Source organism: Cryobacterium sp. MP_3.1, from assembly GCF_035984795.1.
GTDB classification, from domain to species: Bacteria; Actinomycetota; Actinomycetes; order Actinomycetales; family Microbacteriaceae; genus Cryobacterium; species Cryobacterium zongtaii.
In genome coordinates this window covers 1-17,386 of sequence record NZ_JAXCHV010000037.1, presented here as the reverse complement: position 1 = coordinate 17,386, position 17,386 = coordinate 1, and the positions used below count along the sequence as shown (strand labels likewise).

The 17,386-nt window shown below is 69.3% G+C and carries 20 protein-coding genes; 6 read left to right on the top strand and 14 right to left on the bottom strand.

Annotated features, from left to right (window positions below):
• Nucleotides 1-14: 14 nt before the first annotated feature.
• From RCH12_RS16595 to RCH12_RS16585, 3 genes are read left to right on the top strand one after another with little or no spacing between them, the layout of a single operon-like run.
• Nucleotides 15-941, top strand: a complete 927-nt coding sequence (locus RCH12_RS16595) for a dihydrodipicolinate synthase family protein (RefSeq protein WP_103430886.1) — start codon at nt 15-17, stop codon at nt 939-941.
• Entirely contained in the window at nt 938-1,873 is a 936-nt protein-coding gene (locus tag RCH12_RS16590) for an ROK family protein (protein WP_327017605.1), read from the top strand. The genes RCH12_RS16595 and RCH12_RS16590 overlap by 4 nt, the downstream gene beginning before the upstream one ends.
• A gap of 26 nt (nt 1,874-1,899) precedes the next feature.
• Nucleotides 1,900-2,577 carry an N-acetylmannosamine-6-phosphate 2-epimerase gene (locus RCH12_RS16585; protein WP_327017604.1) on the top strand — a complete coding sequence of 226 codons (678 nt, stop codon included), beginning with the start codon at nt 1,900-1,902 and terminating at the stop codon, nt 2,575-2,577.
• 24 nt (nt 2,578-2,601) lie between these two features.
• On the opposite strand, the gene RCH12_RS16580 is transcribed toward RCH12_RS16585, so the two are convergent.
• From RCH12_RS16580 to RCH12_RS16565, 4 genes are all read right to left on the bottom strand, one after another.
• The gene (locus RCH12_RS16580; protein WP_133163775.1) at nt 2,602-3,216 is read right to left on the bottom strand and encodes a hypothetical protein; all 615 of its coding nucleotides are present in this window, start codon (nt 3,214-3,216) and stop codon (nt 2,602-2,604) included.
• A 10-nt stretch (nt 3,217-3,226) separates the two neighbouring features.
• Nucleotides 3,227-4,090, bottom strand: a complete 864-nt coding sequence (locus RCH12_RS16575; RefSeq protein WP_327017603.1) for an endonuclease/exonuclease/phosphatase family protein — start codon at nt 4,088-4,090, stop codon at nt 3,227-3,229.
• 70 nt (nt 4,091-4,160) lie between these two features.
• On the bottom strand, nt 4,161-5,201 hold the full coding sequence (locus tag RCH12_RS16570; RefSeq protein ID WP_327017602.1) for an LLM class flavin-dependent oxidoreductase: 1,041 nt from the start codon (nt 5,199-5,201) through the stop codon (nt 4,161-4,163).
• A 133-nt stretch (nt 5,202-5,334) separates the two neighbouring features.
• Nucleotides 5,335-5,988, bottom strand: a complete 654-nt coding sequence (locus RCH12_RS16565) for an NADPH-dependent F420 reductase (protein ID WP_442784586.1) — start codon at nt 5,986-5,988, stop codon at nt 5,335-5,337.
• 156 nt (nt 5,989-6,144) lie between these two features.
• Between RCH12_RS16565 and RCH12_RS16560 the strand changes: the two genes are divergently transcribed.
• On the top strand, nt 6,145-6,498 hold the full coding sequence (locus RCH12_RS16560; protein ID WP_243399116.1) for a winged helix-turn-helix transcriptional regulator: 354 nt from the start codon (nt 6,145-6,147) through the stop codon (nt 6,496-6,498).
• A 17-nt stretch (nt 6,499-6,515) separates the two neighbouring features.
• Here RCH12_RS16560 and RCH12_RS16555 read toward each other — a convergent pair whose 3' ends face one another.
• From RCH12_RS16555 to RCH12_RS16510, 10 genes are all read right to left on the bottom strand, one after another.
• On the bottom strand, nt 6,516-6,941 hold the full coding sequence (locus RCH12_RS16555; protein WP_327017601.1) for a DoxX family protein: 426 nt from the start codon (nt 6,939-6,941) through the stop codon (nt 6,516-6,518).
• A 38-nt stretch (nt 6,942-6,979) separates the two neighbouring features.
• Nucleotides 6,980-7,738 (bottom strand): hypothetical protein, encoded by a 759-nt coding sequence (locus RCH12_RS16550; RefSeq protein WP_133163774.1) that lies wholly within the window; start codon nt 7,736-7,738, stop codon nt 6,980-6,982.
• A 79-nt stretch (nt 7,739-7,817) separates the two neighbouring features.
• The gene (locus RCH12_RS16545; RefSeq protein WP_134480420.1) at nt 7,818-8,672 is read right to left on the bottom strand and encodes an endonuclease/exonuclease/phosphatase family protein; all 855 of its coding nucleotides are present in this window, start codon (nt 8,670-8,672) and stop codon (nt 7,818-7,820) included.
• A gap of 72 nt (nt 8,673-8,744) precedes the next feature.
• Entirely contained in the window at nt 8,745-9,551 is an 807-nt protein-coding gene (locus RCH12_RS16540; protein WP_327017600.1) for a carbonic anhydrase, read from the bottom strand.
• A gap of 266 nt (nt 9,552-9,817) precedes the next feature.
• A complete protein-coding gene (locus RCH12_RS16535) occupies nt 9,818-10,765 on the bottom strand; it encodes a carbohydrate kinase family protein (RefSeq protein WP_327017599.1) in 948 nt (315 codons plus the stop codon).
• Between the two features lie 11 nt (nt 10,766-10,776).
• Entirely contained in the window at nt 10,777-11,772 is a 996-nt protein-coding gene (locus RCH12_RS16530) for a glycosyl hydrolase family 32 (RefSeq protein WP_327017598.1), read from the bottom strand.
• 9 nt (nt 11,773-11,781) lie between these two features.
• The gene (locus tag RCH12_RS16525; protein WP_240632520.1) at nt 11,782-12,573 is read right to left on the bottom strand and encodes a carbohydrate ABC transporter permease; all 792 of its coding nucleotides are present in this window, start codon (nt 12,571-12,573) and stop codon (nt 11,782-11,784) included.
• A 176-nt stretch (nt 12,574-12,749) separates the two neighbouring features.
• The gene (locus RCH12_RS16520; RefSeq protein WP_103430874.1) at nt 12,750-13,703 is read right to left on the bottom strand and encodes a carbohydrate ABC transporter permease; all 954 of its coding nucleotides are present in this window, start codon (nt 13,701-13,703) and stop codon (nt 12,750-12,752) included.
• Between the two features lie 56 nt (nt 13,704-13,759).
• Nucleotides 13,760-15,058 (bottom strand): sugar ABC transporter substrate-binding protein, encoded by a 1,299-nt coding sequence (locus RCH12_RS16515; RefSeq protein WP_327017597.1) that lies wholly within the window; start codon nt 15,056-15,058, stop codon nt 13,760-13,762.
• A 105-nt stretch (nt 15,059-15,163) separates the two neighbouring features.
• Nucleotides 15,164-16,171 carry a LacI family DNA-binding transcriptional regulator gene (locus RCH12_RS16510; RefSeq protein ID WP_327017596.1) on the bottom strand — a complete coding sequence of 336 codons (1,008 nt, stop codon included), beginning with the start codon at nt 16,169-16,171 and terminating at the stop codon, nt 15,164-15,166.
• A 4-nt stretch (nt 16,172-16,175) separates the two neighbouring features.
• Between RCH12_RS16510 and RCH12_RS16505 the strand changes: the two genes are divergently transcribed.
• The gene (locus RCH12_RS16505) at nt 16,176-16,397 is read left to right on the top strand and encodes a hypothetical protein (RefSeq protein WP_327017595.1); all 222 of its coding nucleotides are present in this window, start codon (nt 16,176-16,178) and stop codon (nt 16,395-16,397) included.
• A gap of 56 nt (nt 16,398-16,453) precedes the next feature.
• Nucleotides 16,454-17,362: a hypothetical protein gene (locus RCH12_RS16500; protein ID WP_327017594.1), complete on the top strand. Its 909-nt coding sequence runs from the start codon at nt 16,454-16,456 to the stop codon at nt 17,360-17,362.
• The last annotated feature ends 24 nt before the right edge of the window (nt 17,363-17,386 follow it).

Below are 17,386 nucleotides of genomic sequence, written 5' to 3'. Positions count from 1 at the left end.
CAGGAGCAACAACTATGTCAGCACCCACCTTCGGCGGAGTCGTTCCCCCTCTCGTCACCCCGCTCACTGCAGACGGAGCCGTCGACCTCGAGTCCTTCGAGCGTCTGGTCAACCACCTCATCGACGCCGGCGTCGACGGCCTGTTCGTCCTGGGGTCCTCCGGTGAGGTCGCCTTCCTCTCCGACGCGGACCGCACCGTCGTCCTGACCGAAGCCGTGCGCATCTCCGCCGGCCGGGTCAAGATCATGACCGGCGTCAACGACATGACCCCGGCCCGCGTCGTGGCGCAGATCCGCCTGGCCGAGGCCGCCGGCGTCGACGCCATCGTGGCCACCGCCCCGTTCTACACGCTGCCGAACCAGGCCGAGATCGAGACGCACTTCCGACTGCTCGCCGCCGCGACCACGCTGCCGATCTTCGCCTACGACGTGCCGGTGCGGGTGCACAACAAGCTCAGCCTCGACATGCTCATCCGTCTGGGCACCGAAGGCATCATCGCCGGCGTCAAGGACTCCAGCGGCGACGACGTCGGATTCCGCCGCCTGGTGATGGCCAACCGGGCCGCCGGCAGCCCCCTGGTCGTCTTCACCGGCCACGAGGTCGTCGTCGACGGCGCTCTGCTGCTCGGCGCCGACGGCGTGGTTCCCGGCCTCGGCAACGTCGACCCGAAGCGCTACGTCGACCTGTTCGCCGCGTCGAAGGCCGGCGACTGGGAGGCCGTGCGCCGCATCCAGGACGAACTGTCCGAACTGTTCGAGATCGTCTTCCAGGCCTCCGGCGTCAGCGGCGAAGCCGCCGGCCTCGGCGCGTTCAAGACCGCCCTGGCGCACCTGGACATCATCTCGACCAACCGGATGTCGCCGCCGGTGCCCGCCCTGGCCGGCGAGACCGTCGAGCGCATCCAGGCGATCGTCGACCGCGCGGGCCTTTTGGTGCGATGACCTTCACACTCGGCGTCGACCTCGGCGGCACCAAAATCGCGGCGGGACTCGTCGCCCCCGGCGGCGTCCTCACCCGGCGGATGTCGGCGCCGACGCCGGCCACCGAAGGGCCGGAGGCCATCCTCCAGACCATCGTCGACCTCGCCACCAGCCTCACCGCATCCGCACCCGGCGCCGCCATCGCCGGGTGCGGGATCGGCGCGGCCGGCGTCATCGACCCGGTGAGCCGCACCGTGCAGTTCGCCACGAACTCCCTGCCCGGCTGGACCGGAACCCGGCTCGGCGCCGAGATCGAGCGCCGGCTGGGTGTGCCGGTCGCCACCGTCAACGATGTGCACGCGCACGCCATCGGCGAGGCCGTGCACGGCGCCGGCCGGGGCGAGCGCACGGTCCTCGTCATCGCCGCCGGAACCGGGATCGGCGGGGCTCTCGTGATCGACGGCGTGCTGCAGGCCGGTCGTCACGGGGCCGCCGGCCACTACGGACACGTCCCCGCCGCGGAAGCCGCAGGTCTGGCCTGCACCTGCGGCGGGGGCGGCCACCTCGAGGTCATCGCCTCGGGTCCCGCGATTCTGCAGGCGTATCTGCGCCGCGGCGGAAGCGCGCCCAGGGACACCCAGGAGATCTTCGCCAGGGCCGACGCCGGCGATTCGGTGGCGGCGGAGGTCATCGACGTCGCCGCCACCGCGCTGGGCCGCTCGATCGGCGGCCTGATCAACAGTCTGGACCCCGATCTCGTCATCGTCGGCGGCGGCCTCGCTGCCGCCGGGCCCCGCTGGTGGAACACCGTAGAGAGCCAGGCCCGCGCCGAAGCGATGGGCCTGCTGGCCGGCTGCCGGATCGTGCCGACCTCCCTGGGCGCGGACTCGGCCATCGTCGGCGCGGCGTCCCTGATCACCAGCTCCACACTTCTGACACCACTTTCTCTCTGAACTATCTCGCTGAACGGATTCCCGGAATGACGCATCCCCTCCTCGCCGCGCTCGAAGGCGGCCTCATCGTGTCGTGCCAGGCCTACCCGGCTGAGCCCATGCGGCACCCCGAAACCATGACCCAGATCGCCGAGGCCGCCGTGCGCGGCGGCGCCGTGGGCATCCGCGCCCAGGGCATCGCCGACATCCGCTCGATCCACGAGCGGGTAGCCCTGCCGCAGATCGGCCTGTGGAAAGACGGCGCCGATGACGTGTTCATCACGCCGACCCTCGAACACGCCCTGGCCGTGATCGCCGCCGGCGCACAGATCGTCGCGATCGACGGCACCCGCCGGGCCCGGCCGGACGGCCTGACCCTGGCGGAGACCATCGCCCGCATCCACGAGCAGACCACCGCCCTGGTGATGGCGGATGTCGGCTCTGTCGCCGACGGCATCGCCGCTCACGAGGCCGGCGCCGACTGTGTGGGCACCACCCTGTGCGGCTACACGGGGGAGCGGCCGAAGTCCGTCGGACCCGACCTCGAGGTGCTGCGCCAACTCGCGTCGACGCTGCCGATCCCCGTGATCGCCGAGGGCCGGGTGCACACGCCGGCCCAGGCGTCGGCCTGCATCGACGCCGGCGCGTTCGCGGTTGTCGTCGGCACCGCCATCACACATCCGACGACCATCACCACCTGGTTCGCGGATGCCGTTGCGCGGTAGCCCGACTTACACAGGGTGCCGGGCCTACGAGGGTGCCGGGTCGGCGTCGGCCGTGGGTTCGGCCAGGCTCGTGGGCGAGCCGGTGAGGTAGCTCATGCCGCAGCCCGCGAGCAGCGCGCCGGCACCTCCCCAGACCAGGTCGCCGATCGAGTCGTTGTAGCCGACGAAGATCTCCGGATCGAGGTAGGTGTGCCCGAACCACTCGAAAACCTCCCAGAGCACACCCAGCGCCAGCCCCAGCGCCGTCGTCACCACGGCTGCCGAGAGCATCGGCCGGGGCAGGGTGTCGGCGTCGGCCAACACCCTGAACTGCACGAGCACGATGTAGAGCAGCGCGGCGCAGAGCCCGTTGGTGAGAAAGTGCACCGGCAGGTCCCACCAACGGGTGGTGAGGTAGATCCCCAGCACGCTGCTCCAGACCGCGACGAGCACCACCACGCCGAACGCGATGTCGACGCTCGGTCGCAGGCCCAGCAGCCGGGGCAGCAGCATCCCGCCGGCCACGAGCGCCAGGCTGATCCCGGACAGCGGGCCCCAGCCGACGCCGGCGACCACGATGCCGACCAGCGCCAACGCCCGCAGCGCGTCGGCGGTCGCCTCCGCGAGGCCGGACGGCCGCCGCAGCAATGTGTGGATCATGGCCAGCACACTAGCCGGATCGGCCGCCGGCAGTAGCGCCTGCCGGGCGCAGCACGGCCTGCACGGGCTCGTGGTCGGAGCCGGCCCGACCGTCGAACCGTGCCGCGTTGATGCCCGTGCTCGCCACCTCGACGCCCGGCCCCACCAGGACGAAGTCGATGCGCGCCCCGCCCCGGCGCAGACGCCGGTAGCCCGAGAAGGTTCCCCACTGCGGGGTCAACCGTTCGGCGGCCGCCAGCCAGGCATCCCGGAGCGCACCCTCACCGGTCAGCCGGCGGTAGACGGCGGAATCCACGGTGGCGTTGAGGTCGCCGGTGACCACGATAACGGCGTCGGGTTCCGCGGCGTGGGCGGAGTTCACCAGGGTGATGATGAACGCCGCCGAGGTGAGCCGGGACCGCCAGGAGAGGTGGTCGAAGTGGGTGTTGAAGGCCAGCAGCCGGGCTCCGGTGGCGAGGTCGGTGAAATCGGCGGACACCACCACCCTGCTGGTGAGATTGCCCCAGGAGCGCGACCCGTGCGCGTGTGGCGTGGCCGACAGCGCCCGTTGCTGCCAGGCGGTGAGCCGCAGGCGCCGGCTGTCGTAGAAGATCGGGTTGTGCTCGTCGCGCCCGGTGGCGTGCCGACCGCGGCCCACCCAGCGGTAGTGCGGGCCGAGGGCGGTGGCCACAAAATCCACCTGGTCCACCAGCGCCTCCTGCGCGCCGAGCAGCGTCGGCTGCTCGGCGGCAAGCAGGCGCTTCACCAACAGCTTGCGGGTGTCCCACCGGTCGGCGCTGCCCCGCCGCAGGGTGGGCACCCGGCGACGGATGTTGTAGGTCATCACGTGCAGGTCGGGCGCGCTCACCGCACCGATCAGCGCCGCATCCGTCATGGGGCCCACGGTACCCGCGCGGTGGGGAAAGTGCGCCAGAGGAGGTGGCTGTCCGGTGGTTATCTCGCGGCTATTTGGCGGCGAGCAGCCGGGCCACGCGGGGCTTCACCTCGGTGGCCAGCAGGGTGAGCGACTCGTGTAGGTGCTCCGGCGGCAGTCCGCCGAAGTCGCCCTGCAGGAAGTGCCGCATGTGGCCCAGGTAGCCGTGCAGGTGCACGATGCGCTGGGCGACGTCGTCGGGATCGCCCACGTAGTAGGCGCCGGGCGCCGCGACCTGGGCGTCGAACTGTCGGCGGTCGGGGGCGCCCCAACCGCGCAGCCGGCCCATCTCGAGGTTGAGGGTGTGCCAACCGGGGTAGAACCGCTCCAGGGCCTCCGCCTTGGTGGGGGCGACCAGACCGAAGGTGGCCACCGAGACCTTGATGTTCTCGGTGTGCCCGGCCTGCGCGGCCGATCGGCGGTAGAGCTCGGTGAGCGGGGCGAACCGGTGCGGCTCGCCGCCGATGATGCCGTAGGAGACGGGCAGGCCCAGCTTGCCGGCCCGGGCTGATGACGCCGCGTTGCCGCCGGTGGCCAACCAAATCGGAAGCCGGCCGTTCACCGGGCGGGGCACCACGGCCAGGGCGTCGATCGCCGGGCGTACGCTGCCCGACCAGCTCACCGTCTCGGTGGGGCTGTTGTTGATGGTCATCAGCAGGTCGAGCTTCTCGGCGTAGAGCCTGTCGTAGTCGGCCAGGTCGTGGCCGAACAGTGGGAAGGTCTCGACGGAGGAGCCTCGCCCCGCGGTGATCTCCACCCGGCCGCCGCCGGAGACGGCATCCGCGGTGGCGAGCTGCTGGAACACCCGCACCGGGTCATCCGTGCTGATGATGCTCGCGGCGCTGCCGAGGATGATCCGGTGGGTCGCGGCGGCAGCCGCTGCGATGAGCGCCCCGGGGGAGGATGCCGGCATGCTCACGGTGTGGTGTTCGCCGATGCCGAAGTAGTCCAGCCCCACCCGGTCGGCCAGGACGATGGCGTCGAAGAGGGTGCGGATGCCCTCCGCGGTGGTGCGGAAGCTGCCGTCGGGGTTCAGTGGGGTGTCGCCGAAGCTATATGCGCCGATTTGCATGGGTCTGTCCGATGTCTGGTGGGGCGGGGTGGCTGGTGGGGCGCGGGGTGGTGGGGCGCGAGCCCGCGGAACTGTGCCCGAAACGGACATCTGCGCCCGGTGTGCCGGACGCAGATGTCCGCACGGGGAACAGTTAGGCGGCGGCGTCCGCGTCTGCGGCGGCGAACTCCAGCTCGGCCGTCAGTTCGGCGGCGGTGTGCCGGCCGCCGAACACTGCCGAGCCCGGCTCGAACGCCGCTCCGGCCGCGAGCGGGCCGGCGTAGACGGCGTCGAAGCCGAACCGCTCGATGACCTCGGCCACGACGGATGCGGCCTGCGTCTCGCCCGCGACGGCCAAGGCGTGCCGGTCGGGATGCCCGGCCGGCCGGGCGTCGGCCTCCAGGTCGTGGTAGCCGATGTGGTTCAGGGTCTTCACCAGCCGGGCCGTGGCGAAGTGGTCGGCGACGACCTCGCTGCTGCCGCGGGGGTCGGTGGCGACCTCGGGGAGTTCGCCGTCGATGGGCTGCCAATAGTTCATGGTGTCGATCACGATGGCGCCGGCCAAGGTGGCCGGGTCGACTGAGCGGAACTTGTGCATCGGCACGGCGAGCACCACGAGGTCGGCGGATGCGGCCACCTCCGCCGCCGACATGGCTGTGGCACCGGGGATGACGATGTCAACGATGAGCTGGATGTCGGCCGCGGGCCCGGATCCGGCGATGGTGACCGCGTAACCGGCCTTGAGCGCGGTGCGGGCAATGGCGGAGCCGACGCGGCCCGCCCCGAGGATGCCGATCGTGGTAACCATTGAGGGCCTTTCTGCGGGTGTTCACGGCGCCCGAATTCGCGCCGACATCCCACGATGCCAAACTCCGTCACCATTCGCCATCCGGAGGTAAGCTGCTAATCAATAGTTAGTGAGTCGGTCAGTAAGGAAGCACAGCCCGTGACAGAAGCGCAGCCAGTGAAACAGGACGTCAGCGAATCGACCTTCGCCCTCGACGAGGAAGAGTGCCGTCGGTTCCAGATCTCGGTGGAGTTGGCGGGCCGCAAGTGGAGCGCCGCGATCCTGATGGCCGGCGCCCGGGGCGCTCGCCGGTTCTCCGAGTACCGCGCCCTCGTCGAAGGCATCTCAGACCGGGTGCTCGCCGCCCGGCTCAAGGAACTCGAGCAGGAGGGCCTGATCGAGCGTGACGTGCAGCCCACGACGCCGGTGTCGATCAGCTACAGCCTGACGACGTCCGGTCGGCAGCTGATCTCGCTGCTGCATCCGCTGGTCACCTGGAGCCGCACCCGCCAGGGCACGGAGATGCCCTAGCCGCCTCGCTGCCGCAACTACTTTGCGCGGCGCACCAACGCGGCCGTCGACCAGAGCGCCCAGGCGATCAGCAGCGGCTGTCCGAAGAGGCGGCCGATCCGCTTGGCGTCGGTGTCCAGCCCGAAGGCATCCTTGTGATGCACGGCCTGGGCGATGTTGCCGGGGAAGATCGCGGTGAAGAAGGCCGCGGCCAGCAGTCCGACCTTGCCGCGCAGGCCGGCCGGGGCGAACAGCAGCGCGCTGCCGAGCGAGATCTCGGCCACCCCCGAGAGCAGCACCGTGGTGTCCTCGGGCAGCGGCACGAACTCCGGCACCTGTGCCCGAAAGTCGTCCCGCGCAAAGGTGAGGTGGCTGGTGCCGGCCAGGACCAGGATCGCTCCGAGCTCGATCCGGCCGGCGGTGCGCCCAGCGGTGTGGCCGGTGGATGCGGGTGTGCTGGTCATGCGTGCTCCTTGTCGATACGTCATGGCCCGGTTCCGGGCTAGCGAATCCCGGCGATCCGCTCCAGGCCGGCGCGCAGGATGAGTTCTTCGGGGTCGGCGAGCAGGTGGTGGTTGAGGTAGAGCCCTTCCAGCCACTCGAGCACCTCTGCTTCGGGCAGGCCCACAGCGTCCCAGTCCACCCGGGGGCGGGCCGAGACGGCCGGCTGGCCGCTGGCCGGGTCGGTCCAGGCGGTGGCCAGGGGCAGGTCGGGCTCCTCGTGCTGCGCGTTCCAGAGCAGCGCGATCGGGTGGTTGGGCCCGTCGATGTGGTCGTGGCCCACGTGGCCGGCGCCCAGCCAGGGCAGCATCATCTGTTCGCCCTCGAGTTCGAGGTCGACGACCTCCAGCTGTGTCGGTTCGGGCGGGCTGGTGGCGTAGACGGTGAGGCCCAGCGCGCTCCACTCGGCAGCTTCGGCGGCATCCATGGTCAGTTCCTCGAGCAGCTCGCTGACATGACGCACGAACGGGCCGGCCCAGGCCAGCAGCTGCGCGGTGTCGGCAGCCGGCCACGGGCTGATGTCGCTGTCGACGCCGTCGACGTTGTGGAAGTGGTGCGCAATGCCCCGTTCCGACACGTCGAAGTGCAGCTCGCCCTCCTCGAAGCCGATGTAGATCGCGGCACCGTCCTCGAGCCACTGCGCATCCAGCACCGGCAGGGCGAATCGCGTCGGCAGAGGGGGCGCCACCAGGGGCAGAACGCCGAGGTTGAGCACCGCGCAGAACTGCGTGTTGGGCAGGCGAAGGCTGGGGTCTGACACCGGTCTCATCTCCGTGGATCGTGGCGGGCGGGCGCCCATATCCAAGTATGGGGCAGGCTGCCGACTCCGGGCGATGCCCTCACGGCTGAGCCGGCGAGGTGCCGGCGCGCAACACCGCCTGCACAGGCTCGTGGTCGGAGGCCGCCAGGCCGTTGAACCGCACCGCGTTGATGCCGGTGCGCAGCACGGTCACAGCGGGCCCGGCCAGGATGAAGTCGATGCGCTTGCCGCCGGGTGTCGGTCGTTTGTAGTGGCCGAAGGTGCCCCACTGCGGGGTGAGCCGATCGGCCGCCGCGAGCCAGGCGTCGCGCAGGGTGCCATCGAGGGTCAGCCGCCGGTGCAGCGCCGAGTCCGCGTCGGCGTTGAAGTCGCCGGTCACCACGATCGCGGCGGCCGGCTCCGCACTCTGCGCCGCGCGCACCAGCCCCAACAGGGCGTCTGCGGCGCGCAGCCGGGAGCGCCAGGAGTGGTGGTCCAAGTGGGTGTTGAACGCGAGCACCCGGCCATTGGTAGCGAGATCGGTGAACTCGGCCGACACCAGCACCCTGCGCACCCGATTGCCCCAGGACCGGGAGCCGGGCACGTCTGGCGTGTCGGACAGCGCGCGCTGGCTCCAGTCGGTGAGTTCGAGGCGGCGGGAGTCGTAGAAGATGGTGCAGCGTTCGTCTCCTCCGTCGGCGTTGCGGCCCCGGCCCACGCCGCGGTAGTGCGGCCCGAGGGCGCCGGCGAGCCATTCCACCTGGTCTGCCAGGGCCTCCTGCACGCCGAGCAGCGTGGGCTGCTCGGCGACCAGGATGCGCCGCACGAGCGGCTTGCGGCTCTCCCAGCGGTCAGGATTGCCGGGGAGCAGGTGGGCGAACCGCCGGCGGATATTGAAGGTCATGACGTGCAGCTCGGGTGCGGCCACCGGGCCGATCAGTGCAACATCCGTCATCAGGCCAGCGTACGTCGTGCCCGACCCGCCAGTGCCGCGACCTGCGGAGCCGCACCTTCTAACGCGCAGCCTCTACCCCGTGATCTCGACCTCCCCGGCCCCGCCCACCACGGTGCGGTCCCCGAGCGGCTGGGTCGGCCGGGCGTTGTGGTCGTGCGCGCCCGCGAGGGTGTCGATCTGCTCCGCCGACATCGAAATCGGTGTGCCCATCACCACCCACTGCACGTCCTCGGTGCACGGCGGGGTGGTCAGGCTGCCCGAGTACTCATAGTTCTCCAGCGACGCCGGCAGAACGGCGGCCACATCCAGCGTCACCTCGTCCTCGTCGGCCAGGTGGCTGGCCGCCTCGATGAACGGCGTCAACGCGGCGGATGCCGCCCCCTCGGTCACCAGGATCCCGAGCACCAGCAGGTTGCCGTCCGCATCCGCGTGCACCAGGTGCAGCTCGGCCGCGGCGGGCTGTCCCGCCACGGTGTGCTCCGACGGCACGTGCGCGTGCAACTGCTGCAGGCTGTAGTCGTCGTCGGCGAACGTGAGGATCTCACCCTCTCCGTCGGTCTCGACCTCCACGGCGTGGCCGCTGTCGAAGACGTCGCCCTCCGCTTCTTCGGCGCTCAGCTCGATGCTGGTGCTCGGTGCCGGAACGGCCGCCGGCAGGTCGATCGGGGACTGGTCCGTGCCGGCCTCGCAGGCCTGGAAGGCGTCGTCCAAGCCGGCCCAGGACTCCGGGGCGCTGTCTCCGTCGTACGACCAGTGGGCCGGCTCGGCCACTGGCCTCTCGGTCGGCGCCGTCTCGGCCGGAGCGGCCTGTGCGCAGCCGACAAGGGTGACGGCGGCCACCGTGAGAGCTGAAGCGGTGAGCCAGGATCGTGCGGACATGGGAACTCCTCGTGCTGCGTAGACAACGCCACACCGAACATGTGGCGTGGCCGCCCTCTTGCGAGAGCCGCCTCCCCGAATGATCCTCTCGACGCGCACCGCCTGCCGCCGCTGGGCAGGGCCTTCCGACCTACCGCGCCGGGTCCGTCAGTCGCCGCTGCACCTCGTATGGCCCACTGCGCCCCCTATAGCGGGCGCAGTGGGCCATACGAGGTGCGGTGAGCGCGCTGCTCGGGCTTTCGCCGCCGTGATCTACGCGCCGTGAACTACGCCGCGGCGAGTTCGGCGCGGGTGGGCGGGTCGGCCCCGGGGCGGGACACCGTGACGGCGGCCGCATCGGCGCTTCGCCGCATGATGCTCTCCAGTACCCCCAGCGGCACGTCGCGGAGCGCCGCACGACGGTCAGCCCCGATCAGGTCCGCGTCGATCAGCCCGTCGACGAGAGCGCCCATGAAGGTGTCGCCCGCGCCGACGGTGTCGACCACCGTCACCCGGGGCGCCGACGTCCACACCCGTCCCTGAGCGGTGAGCGCGAACGCGCCCTCCCCACCCTGGGTGACCACCACCATGGCGGGCCCGGCGGCCAGCCAGGACGCGGCAGTGTCGGCGAGCTCGCCGTCGGGGTGTAGCCAGAGCAGGTCTTCGTCGCTGACCTTCACGATGTCGGCGAGGCGCACAAGCTGCTCCACCCGCGACCGGGCGGCCGCGGCATCGTCGATCAGCGCCGGCCGGATGTTCGGATCGAACGTGATGGTCGCCGTTGCGCGGCGGGCCTCCACCAGGCGTGCCACGTCGGACGCGCCCGGCTCGAGCACCGTGGCGATCGACCCGATGTGCAGCACATCGGCCGGGCCCGCCAGAGCCACATCCACGGCCCAGGCCAGGTCGAACTCGTAGGTGGCCGCCCCCGCGGCATCGAGCAGTGCCGTCGCGGTGGAGGTGTGCGCCCCTGTCGCGCTCCCCGCAGACACCTGTACCCCCGAGTTCTCGAGCCAGGTCCGCACCGCGTGGCCGCGGTCGTCCTCGCCCAGGCTGGTGAGCAGCTGCGGATGCCGGCCCAGCCGTCCCAGCGTCAGCGCCACGTTGGCGGGGCTGCCGCCGGGCGCCTCGTCCCGGGAGCCGTCGGCCCGTTGTACCAGGTCGATCAGTGCCTCGCCGACCACCAGCACTCGGCGCTCGGCCCGGTCGGCGCCGGTCGCCGCGGCGCCGCTCACAGCACCGCCGCTCACAGCACCGCGGCGGCGAGGGCCGGCGCCTCGGCCGAGTCCAGAACCGGCCGGCGCACAAGCCCCCGCAACGGGTCGGCCGTGACCGGGATCGGGTCGCTGAGCGTGCCGACGAACTCGCCGTCGACGATGTTGATGAAGCCGAGCAGCACCCAGCCCCCGTCGGCATCCTGCAGCAGCCGGGCGGCGTAGAGATCGGTGCGGTCGAACAGCGCCGAGCCGGTGAAGTCCACCTGCTCCAGCCGCGCATCCACGGCCACGCTGTAGACGCCGCCCACCTCGCCGGCCGCCTGGCGCTCGGGCGAGAGCTCGGAGACACCGCAGCAGAACAGCAGGATCGGCACCCCGTCGACGATCTCGAACTGGAACACCTCGAGCTGGCCGAAGCCCTGGCCGGGCTGGCTGAGCGGCGGCTGCACCGTCCAATTGAGCAGGTCGGAGCTGGTGGCGTGGCCGAGCACCCCGCGCACCCGCGGGTCGCCGGATGCGGCACGGGCGGTGATCAGCATCTGCCAGGTGCTCTCGCCGGGGAAGCGGAACACCCACGGGTCGCGCCAGGCCTGGTCGTGCCAGACCGACAGGTCGAGCGTCTCGTAGAACGCCGGGTCGGCCTCCACGAGCGGCTCGGTCGACACCTTGGTCCAGGTGAGCAGATCGGGGGAGGTGGCGGCGCCGATGCGCTGCACCATGGTGTTCTCGGCGCGGGAGGTGCCGGTGTAGAGCATCCACCAGAGCCCGTCGTCGGCCTGGACCACCGAGCCGGTCCAGGTGGTGGCGTCGTCGAAGGCGGGAGCATCCGAGATGATCAGGGCGTCTTCAACGACGGTCCAGTTGGTGAGGTCGGTGCTGACGGCGTGGCCCACGATCGGGTGCCGGTGCCGGCGTTCGGGATCGCCCAGGGCCTTGCTGGCGTGCAGGTAGTAGGCGTGCGTGAGACCGTCGACCTGAACGTACCAGGAGTCCCAGATCCACTTATCGGGCAGTTGGAGCGACATAAAACCGGCCTAACCTTTCACACCGCTGGACGCGATGCTGTTGACGAATGAGCGTTGGAAAGCAATGAACAGGGCCACCACGGGCAGCGTGATCAGCGTGGAGTACGCCATCACCTCGCCCCAGGAGACGTTGAGCTGGAAGAAGTACTGCACGCCCACCATCACCGGGCGCAGCTCCTCGGTTTGCACCACCATCAGCGGCCAGAGGTAGGAGTTCCAGGCGGGCAGGAAGGTGAGGATCGCGACGGTGGCGATGGCGGGGCCGGAGAGCGGCATCACCACCTGCCGGTAGATGCGGAACCAGCCGGCGCCGTCCATCCGGGCGGCCTCGTCGAGCTCCTTGGGGATCGACTCGAAGTACTGGTGGAACAGGTAGATCGAGAAGGCGTTGGCCACGAACGGGATGATCTGCACCTGGTAGGTGTCGATCCAGCCCTTGCTGAACATGAAGCCCAGCTCGGTCAGCTCGAACGAGGGCAGCTGGTTCACCCACCACACCAGCGGCAGCGCGAGGGTCTCGAACGGCACGATCAGGGTGGCGATGATCAGGGTGAGGATGACGGTCTTGCCGCGCACCCGCATCCGGCTCAGCGCGAACGCGGCCAGGCTGTTCACCAGGATGCCGGCGATGACGGTGATCGCCGAAATGCCGATCGAGTTGACCAGGAACCGGGCGGCGGGCACCCGGTCGAAGACGGCGGCGTAGTTGTCCATCGAGATGTTGCCGATGGGCAGGAACGCGGCGATCGACGACAGGTCGCCGAAGATCTGCTGGTCGGGCTTCAGCGACGAGACGAACATGAACAGGATCGGGAAGAGGAACAAGACGGCCAGCCCGATCCGGAGGATCCAACCGCCGAGGCCGATCACGCGCTTCTTGCGGGCCGTCTTCTGGCCGAGCACCACGTGCGGGGCGGATGCCGGCGCGACGTCTGCGATGGCCGCTGGTGCTGTAGAGATGTGGGGAATCGCCATGATCAGGCCTTCTCTCTGCTGAGGAAGCGCTGCACGACGGAGATCAGCAGCACGATGACGAAGAACACGAGGGAGATCGCCGAGGCGTAGCCGGTCTCCTGCTGGGCGAAGCCGGATTCGACGGCCTCGTAGACCACGGTGGTGGTGGAGTTGAGCGGGCCGCCCTGGGTCATCACGCTGATCTGGGTGAACAGGCTCAGCGCCTGGATGGTGATGGTCACCAGGATCAGGCTGCGGGTGGCGGACAGGCCCGGCCAGGTGATGTACCTGAACCGCTGCCAGGGTGAGACGCCGTCGAGGTCGGCCGCTTCGTAGAGGTCGGCGGGGATGGTCTGCAGCCCGGAGAGCCAGATGATCATATGGAAGCCCACGCCCTGCCAGACCGACATCAGGATGATCGCCGGCATCGAGGTGGTGGTGTCGTTGAGCCAGTCCGGCCCGGTGACCAGGCCGAAGGTGACCCGGTCGATGATCACGTTGATCAGGCCGTCCTGGCGGTACATGAACAGCCAGAGCAGCGACACGACCACCATCGAGGTGACCACCGGCAGGAAGTACACCGTGCGGAAGAACGTGGTGCCGCGCACTTTCTTGTTCACCAGGATCGCCATCACCAGGGCGAGGCCGGCCTGCAGCGGAACGACGACCAGGGCGAAGTAGCCGACGTTGATCAGCGCGCGGAAGAACGCGGCATCCGCGAACAGCCTGACGAAGTTGTCGAGGCCCACGAACGTGGCGGGGTAGGGCGAGATGAGCCGGGCATTGGTGAACGCGAGACCGAACGCGAGGATCGCGGGGACGAAGATGAACAGGGCCAGCAGCAGCACCGCGGGCGTGAGCATGGCCAGTCCGGCGAGGTTTTCGGTCTTGCTGGTGCGGTCCCGCTTGGGCCGGCTGGGCCGGGCCGGGCGGCCGGCGGCGGGGGCCGCCGGGGGTCGTTCGATCGTGCTGGTCATGAGAGTCTCCCTGAGCGAGAGCGGGGGCGCAGCGTGAGCCGCGCCCCCGCGGTCGACTACTTCTGCGTGTAACCGCCGTTGGACTTGATGTTGGCGTCGATGGCCGTGACCGCCGCGTCGAGGGTGTCTTGCGGGTCGCCGCCGTTGATGATGTCCTGGGTGGCCTTGGTGAACTCCGTCGCGATGAACGGGTACGCCGGGGTCTCGGGGCGGAGCACCGCGCTCTGGGCGGAGAACTCACGGAAGATGGCGAGGTTGCCGCCCTCTTCGAAGCCGGGCACCAGGGCGGCGGCGGCATCCGTGGCGGGGATGGTGGCGGTGGCCACCGCGACCGCGGCGATGTTCTCGGGGGAGAGCGAGTAGGAGAGGTAGTCCATGGCTGCCTCGGTGTCGGCGCAGCCCGTGGTCACGCCCCACTGCCAGGAGCCGCCGCCGATCTTGGTGCCTTCGCCGAGGTCGACGGAGGGCATCACGGCCAGGTCGTCGCCGATCGCCTCCGTGTTGTTGGCGGCCGCCCAGCTGCCGCCGTACTGGATGGCGGTGACGTTGTTCTGGAAGTCGAGGGCGGAGTCGGCGCCGCTCTTGGTGGCGATGTAGCCGTCGGTGGCGAGGGACTGCATCCACTCGGCCCACTCGAGGGCTTCGGGGCCGTTCAGAACGCCCTCGGCCGACTGATACTCGTCACGCTCGATGAGGTCGCCGCCGAAGGACTGCAGCAGCGGGGAGAACGCGTAGGGGTACCACTCGCCCACATCGCCGGTGCCGATGTCGAGCGGGTTGGTCCAGGTGCCGGTGGCCTTGAGCTTCTTGAGCGCGTCGTCGAACTCGGCCTGGGTCCACGGCTGGTCGATGGTGGCCTGGCGGATGCCGTTTTCGGCGAGCACCGACTTGCGGGCGAACATCGCCAGCGCCACGTCGTAGTAGCCCACCGAGTAGGTCTCGCCGTTCCAGATACCCAGGGTGCTGGGCAGGTTCTCGTCCAGGTCCACGCTGAGGTCGAGCGGGGTGAGGTACTTGGCCCAGGCCCAGTTGGGCACGTTGGGGCCGTCGATGTCGACGATGCAGGGCAGCTTGCCGGATGCCGCGGCCGCGATGACCGAGTCGTTGTAGGAGGCCTGCGGGAACGCCTGCAGCTTCACCGTGGTCTTGTCCTGGCTCTCGTTGTAGCCGTCGACGATGGCCTGCACCGCGGCGAGCTCTTCGACGTTGCCGCCGTTGTGGGTCCAGACGGTCAGTTCGCCGTTGTTGCCATCGGAGCCGCCGCCAGCGGTGCCGCTGGCGCAACCGGCCATCGTGGCAACGAGACTCGTGGCGACTAAACTCGCTACGATCAGGCGCTTCTTTGCGTGTCGCATCTTCATTCCTTCTTATCGGTTGGGTTGGGGGTGTTTCGGCGGAGGCGCCGATCGTCGCGGCCGTTCCAGCGGTCGCGAAGTAGAGGAGGTCGGCTCGTCGCCGCGTTATCGCGGGGGCGGGCCGACTGACTGCCGCTGAACCAGTGGGCAGTGCATGCGAATCTGCTGCGGTGCCGACTCGGCGTCGCCGGCCAGCTCGGCCGCGAGCCGTTCGATGGCCCAGCGGCCCATCTCGTAGTGCGGCAGCGCGATGGAGGTCAGTCCGGGCAGCAGCGCGTCGGCCAGGACCTCGAAGTTGTCGATGCTCACGATGCTCAGGTCGTCTGGGATCGCCAGGCCGGCCAGCTGCGCCGCCTGGTACGCGCCCATGGCGATGCGGTCGTTGAAGCAGAACAACGCGGTGGGCCGGTCGGGCTGGGCGAGCATCCGGCTGGCGGCGTCGCGGCCCGGTGCGGTCATCGACTCGCTCACGGTGACGAGGGACTCGTCGAAGGCGATGCCGTGTTCTGTCAGGGCGGCCCGGTACCCGGCCAGGCGCCCGCGGGTGGCGGGGATGTCGTCGATGTTGCCCAGGTAGCCGATGCGGCGGTGTCCGGCCTCGATGAGGTGCTCCATGGCCGTACGGGCGGCGCCCTCCTCGTCGGGCACCACCGAGGACAGGTCGGTGCGGTCGCTGGATGCGTCGAGCAGCACGGTGGGAATCCCGCTCAGTGCCGCCGGCAGCTCCACCGCCTGGTGGTACATGCGGGCGTAGATGATGCCGTCGACGCGGTGCTGCAGCAGCGCTTCGATGCCGAGGTCTTCGACCTTGGAGTTGCGGTTGGAGTTGACGACCATCAGCACCTGGTCGTTGGCCGCGGCGGCCTCTTGAGCGCCGAGCAGAACGTTGCCGGCGTACGGCGTGGTGGAGATCTCGTCGCTGACGAAGCCGATGATCTGCGAGCGCTTGCTGCGGAGTCCGCTGGCGAGCCGGTTGGGTGCGTAGTTGAGGCCCTCGGCCACCGACTTCACGCGTTCCCGGGTGGCGTCGCTGAGCTGGCCGCCGCCGCTGAGCGAATGCGACACGGTCGTCACGGAGACGCCGGCCGCAGCCGCGACCTCTCGAATTCCCACACGCTTGCTCATCATTGAACCCATTCCCAAAAACGTTTTTGTTGATGTGGGTGAGAGCTTACATAAACGTTTTTGTGGATGTCAAGCCTCGAGTATCGCAAATCGAAACGGGCGCCTCGGCTGGAAGCGGCTGGGCGGCGTCGTGAACATGATGGGCGGCACCGGTTGCGGCGCGTTGAATGGAGTGATGTCGGCCCGCCCAAGCGATGAGTTGGCACCCAAATAGGGGGTTGATCTGGGAAAAGGCTCGATGGCGCCTCGGCCAACCTATACGATCACAACATGCGCGAATCCCTCGAAGACCTCGTACGGTCTATGCCGATCCGAACAAGCCGTGAGTCCCTCCCAAACCTCCAGGAGGGCGGGATCGTTACTTACTTGACACCCGAAACCCCGTATGTCTGGCCCGATGTGATTCTTAGTGCGGAGTCGGACGAAGGTCCCAGCCCTGTGCTCCTGATTGCCGCGCCGGGGGCAATGGGCAAGTCGGCCGCTGCGAAGAACATAGCGTTCAGGCTTCAGACGATCTACGTGGATTTGGCGCAACTGCGCGTTGGGTCTGGATCCTTGACCGGAGAGCTGACGAAGGCGCTCGGGTTCAAGGATGCCGGCGTCTTTGTCGAAGACCTTAAGGCAGGCCGCGCCTCCATCGTGTTGGATAGCACCGACGAAGCTCAACTCGGCGTCGGTCGGGAAAACTACGTCGCCTTCCTCGGTGATCTCATGTGGTTGTTGCTTGACGCGGAGCCGAAGAGTCAAGTGGTCCTTCTCGGGCGGCGGGATGCGACGGACACCACGCTCTTGGGACTCATGGACCTGGGCCTGGTTCCTCCTCTTTTTCAGATCGCACCGCTTTCGCACACCCAAGCGTGCGAGTTGATCGACCAAACGCTCGACAAGAAGAGATCAGGCGATGAGAATTTTGTCGTCCACAGGCAGCATCCGATCCCGTTTGGGGCAATGCGAGATGGGCTATTTCGCAGCATTGGGACTGCGCTTGAGCCGAATTGCGAGCACAACGCCGACTATTGGAACGATGTGGATGACTTCTTGGGGTATCCGCCTGTTCTACTAGCGCTAGCCGAACGCTTGGCCGTGGATAACCCTGCGGCCGAGCTTGGGTCACGTCCCGCCGGGTGGTGTAATTCGTCGTCACCGTGCGGGTCAGCTGAGTTGATTATGCAGCAATGAGCTCGGGAACGGGAATCACTCCCG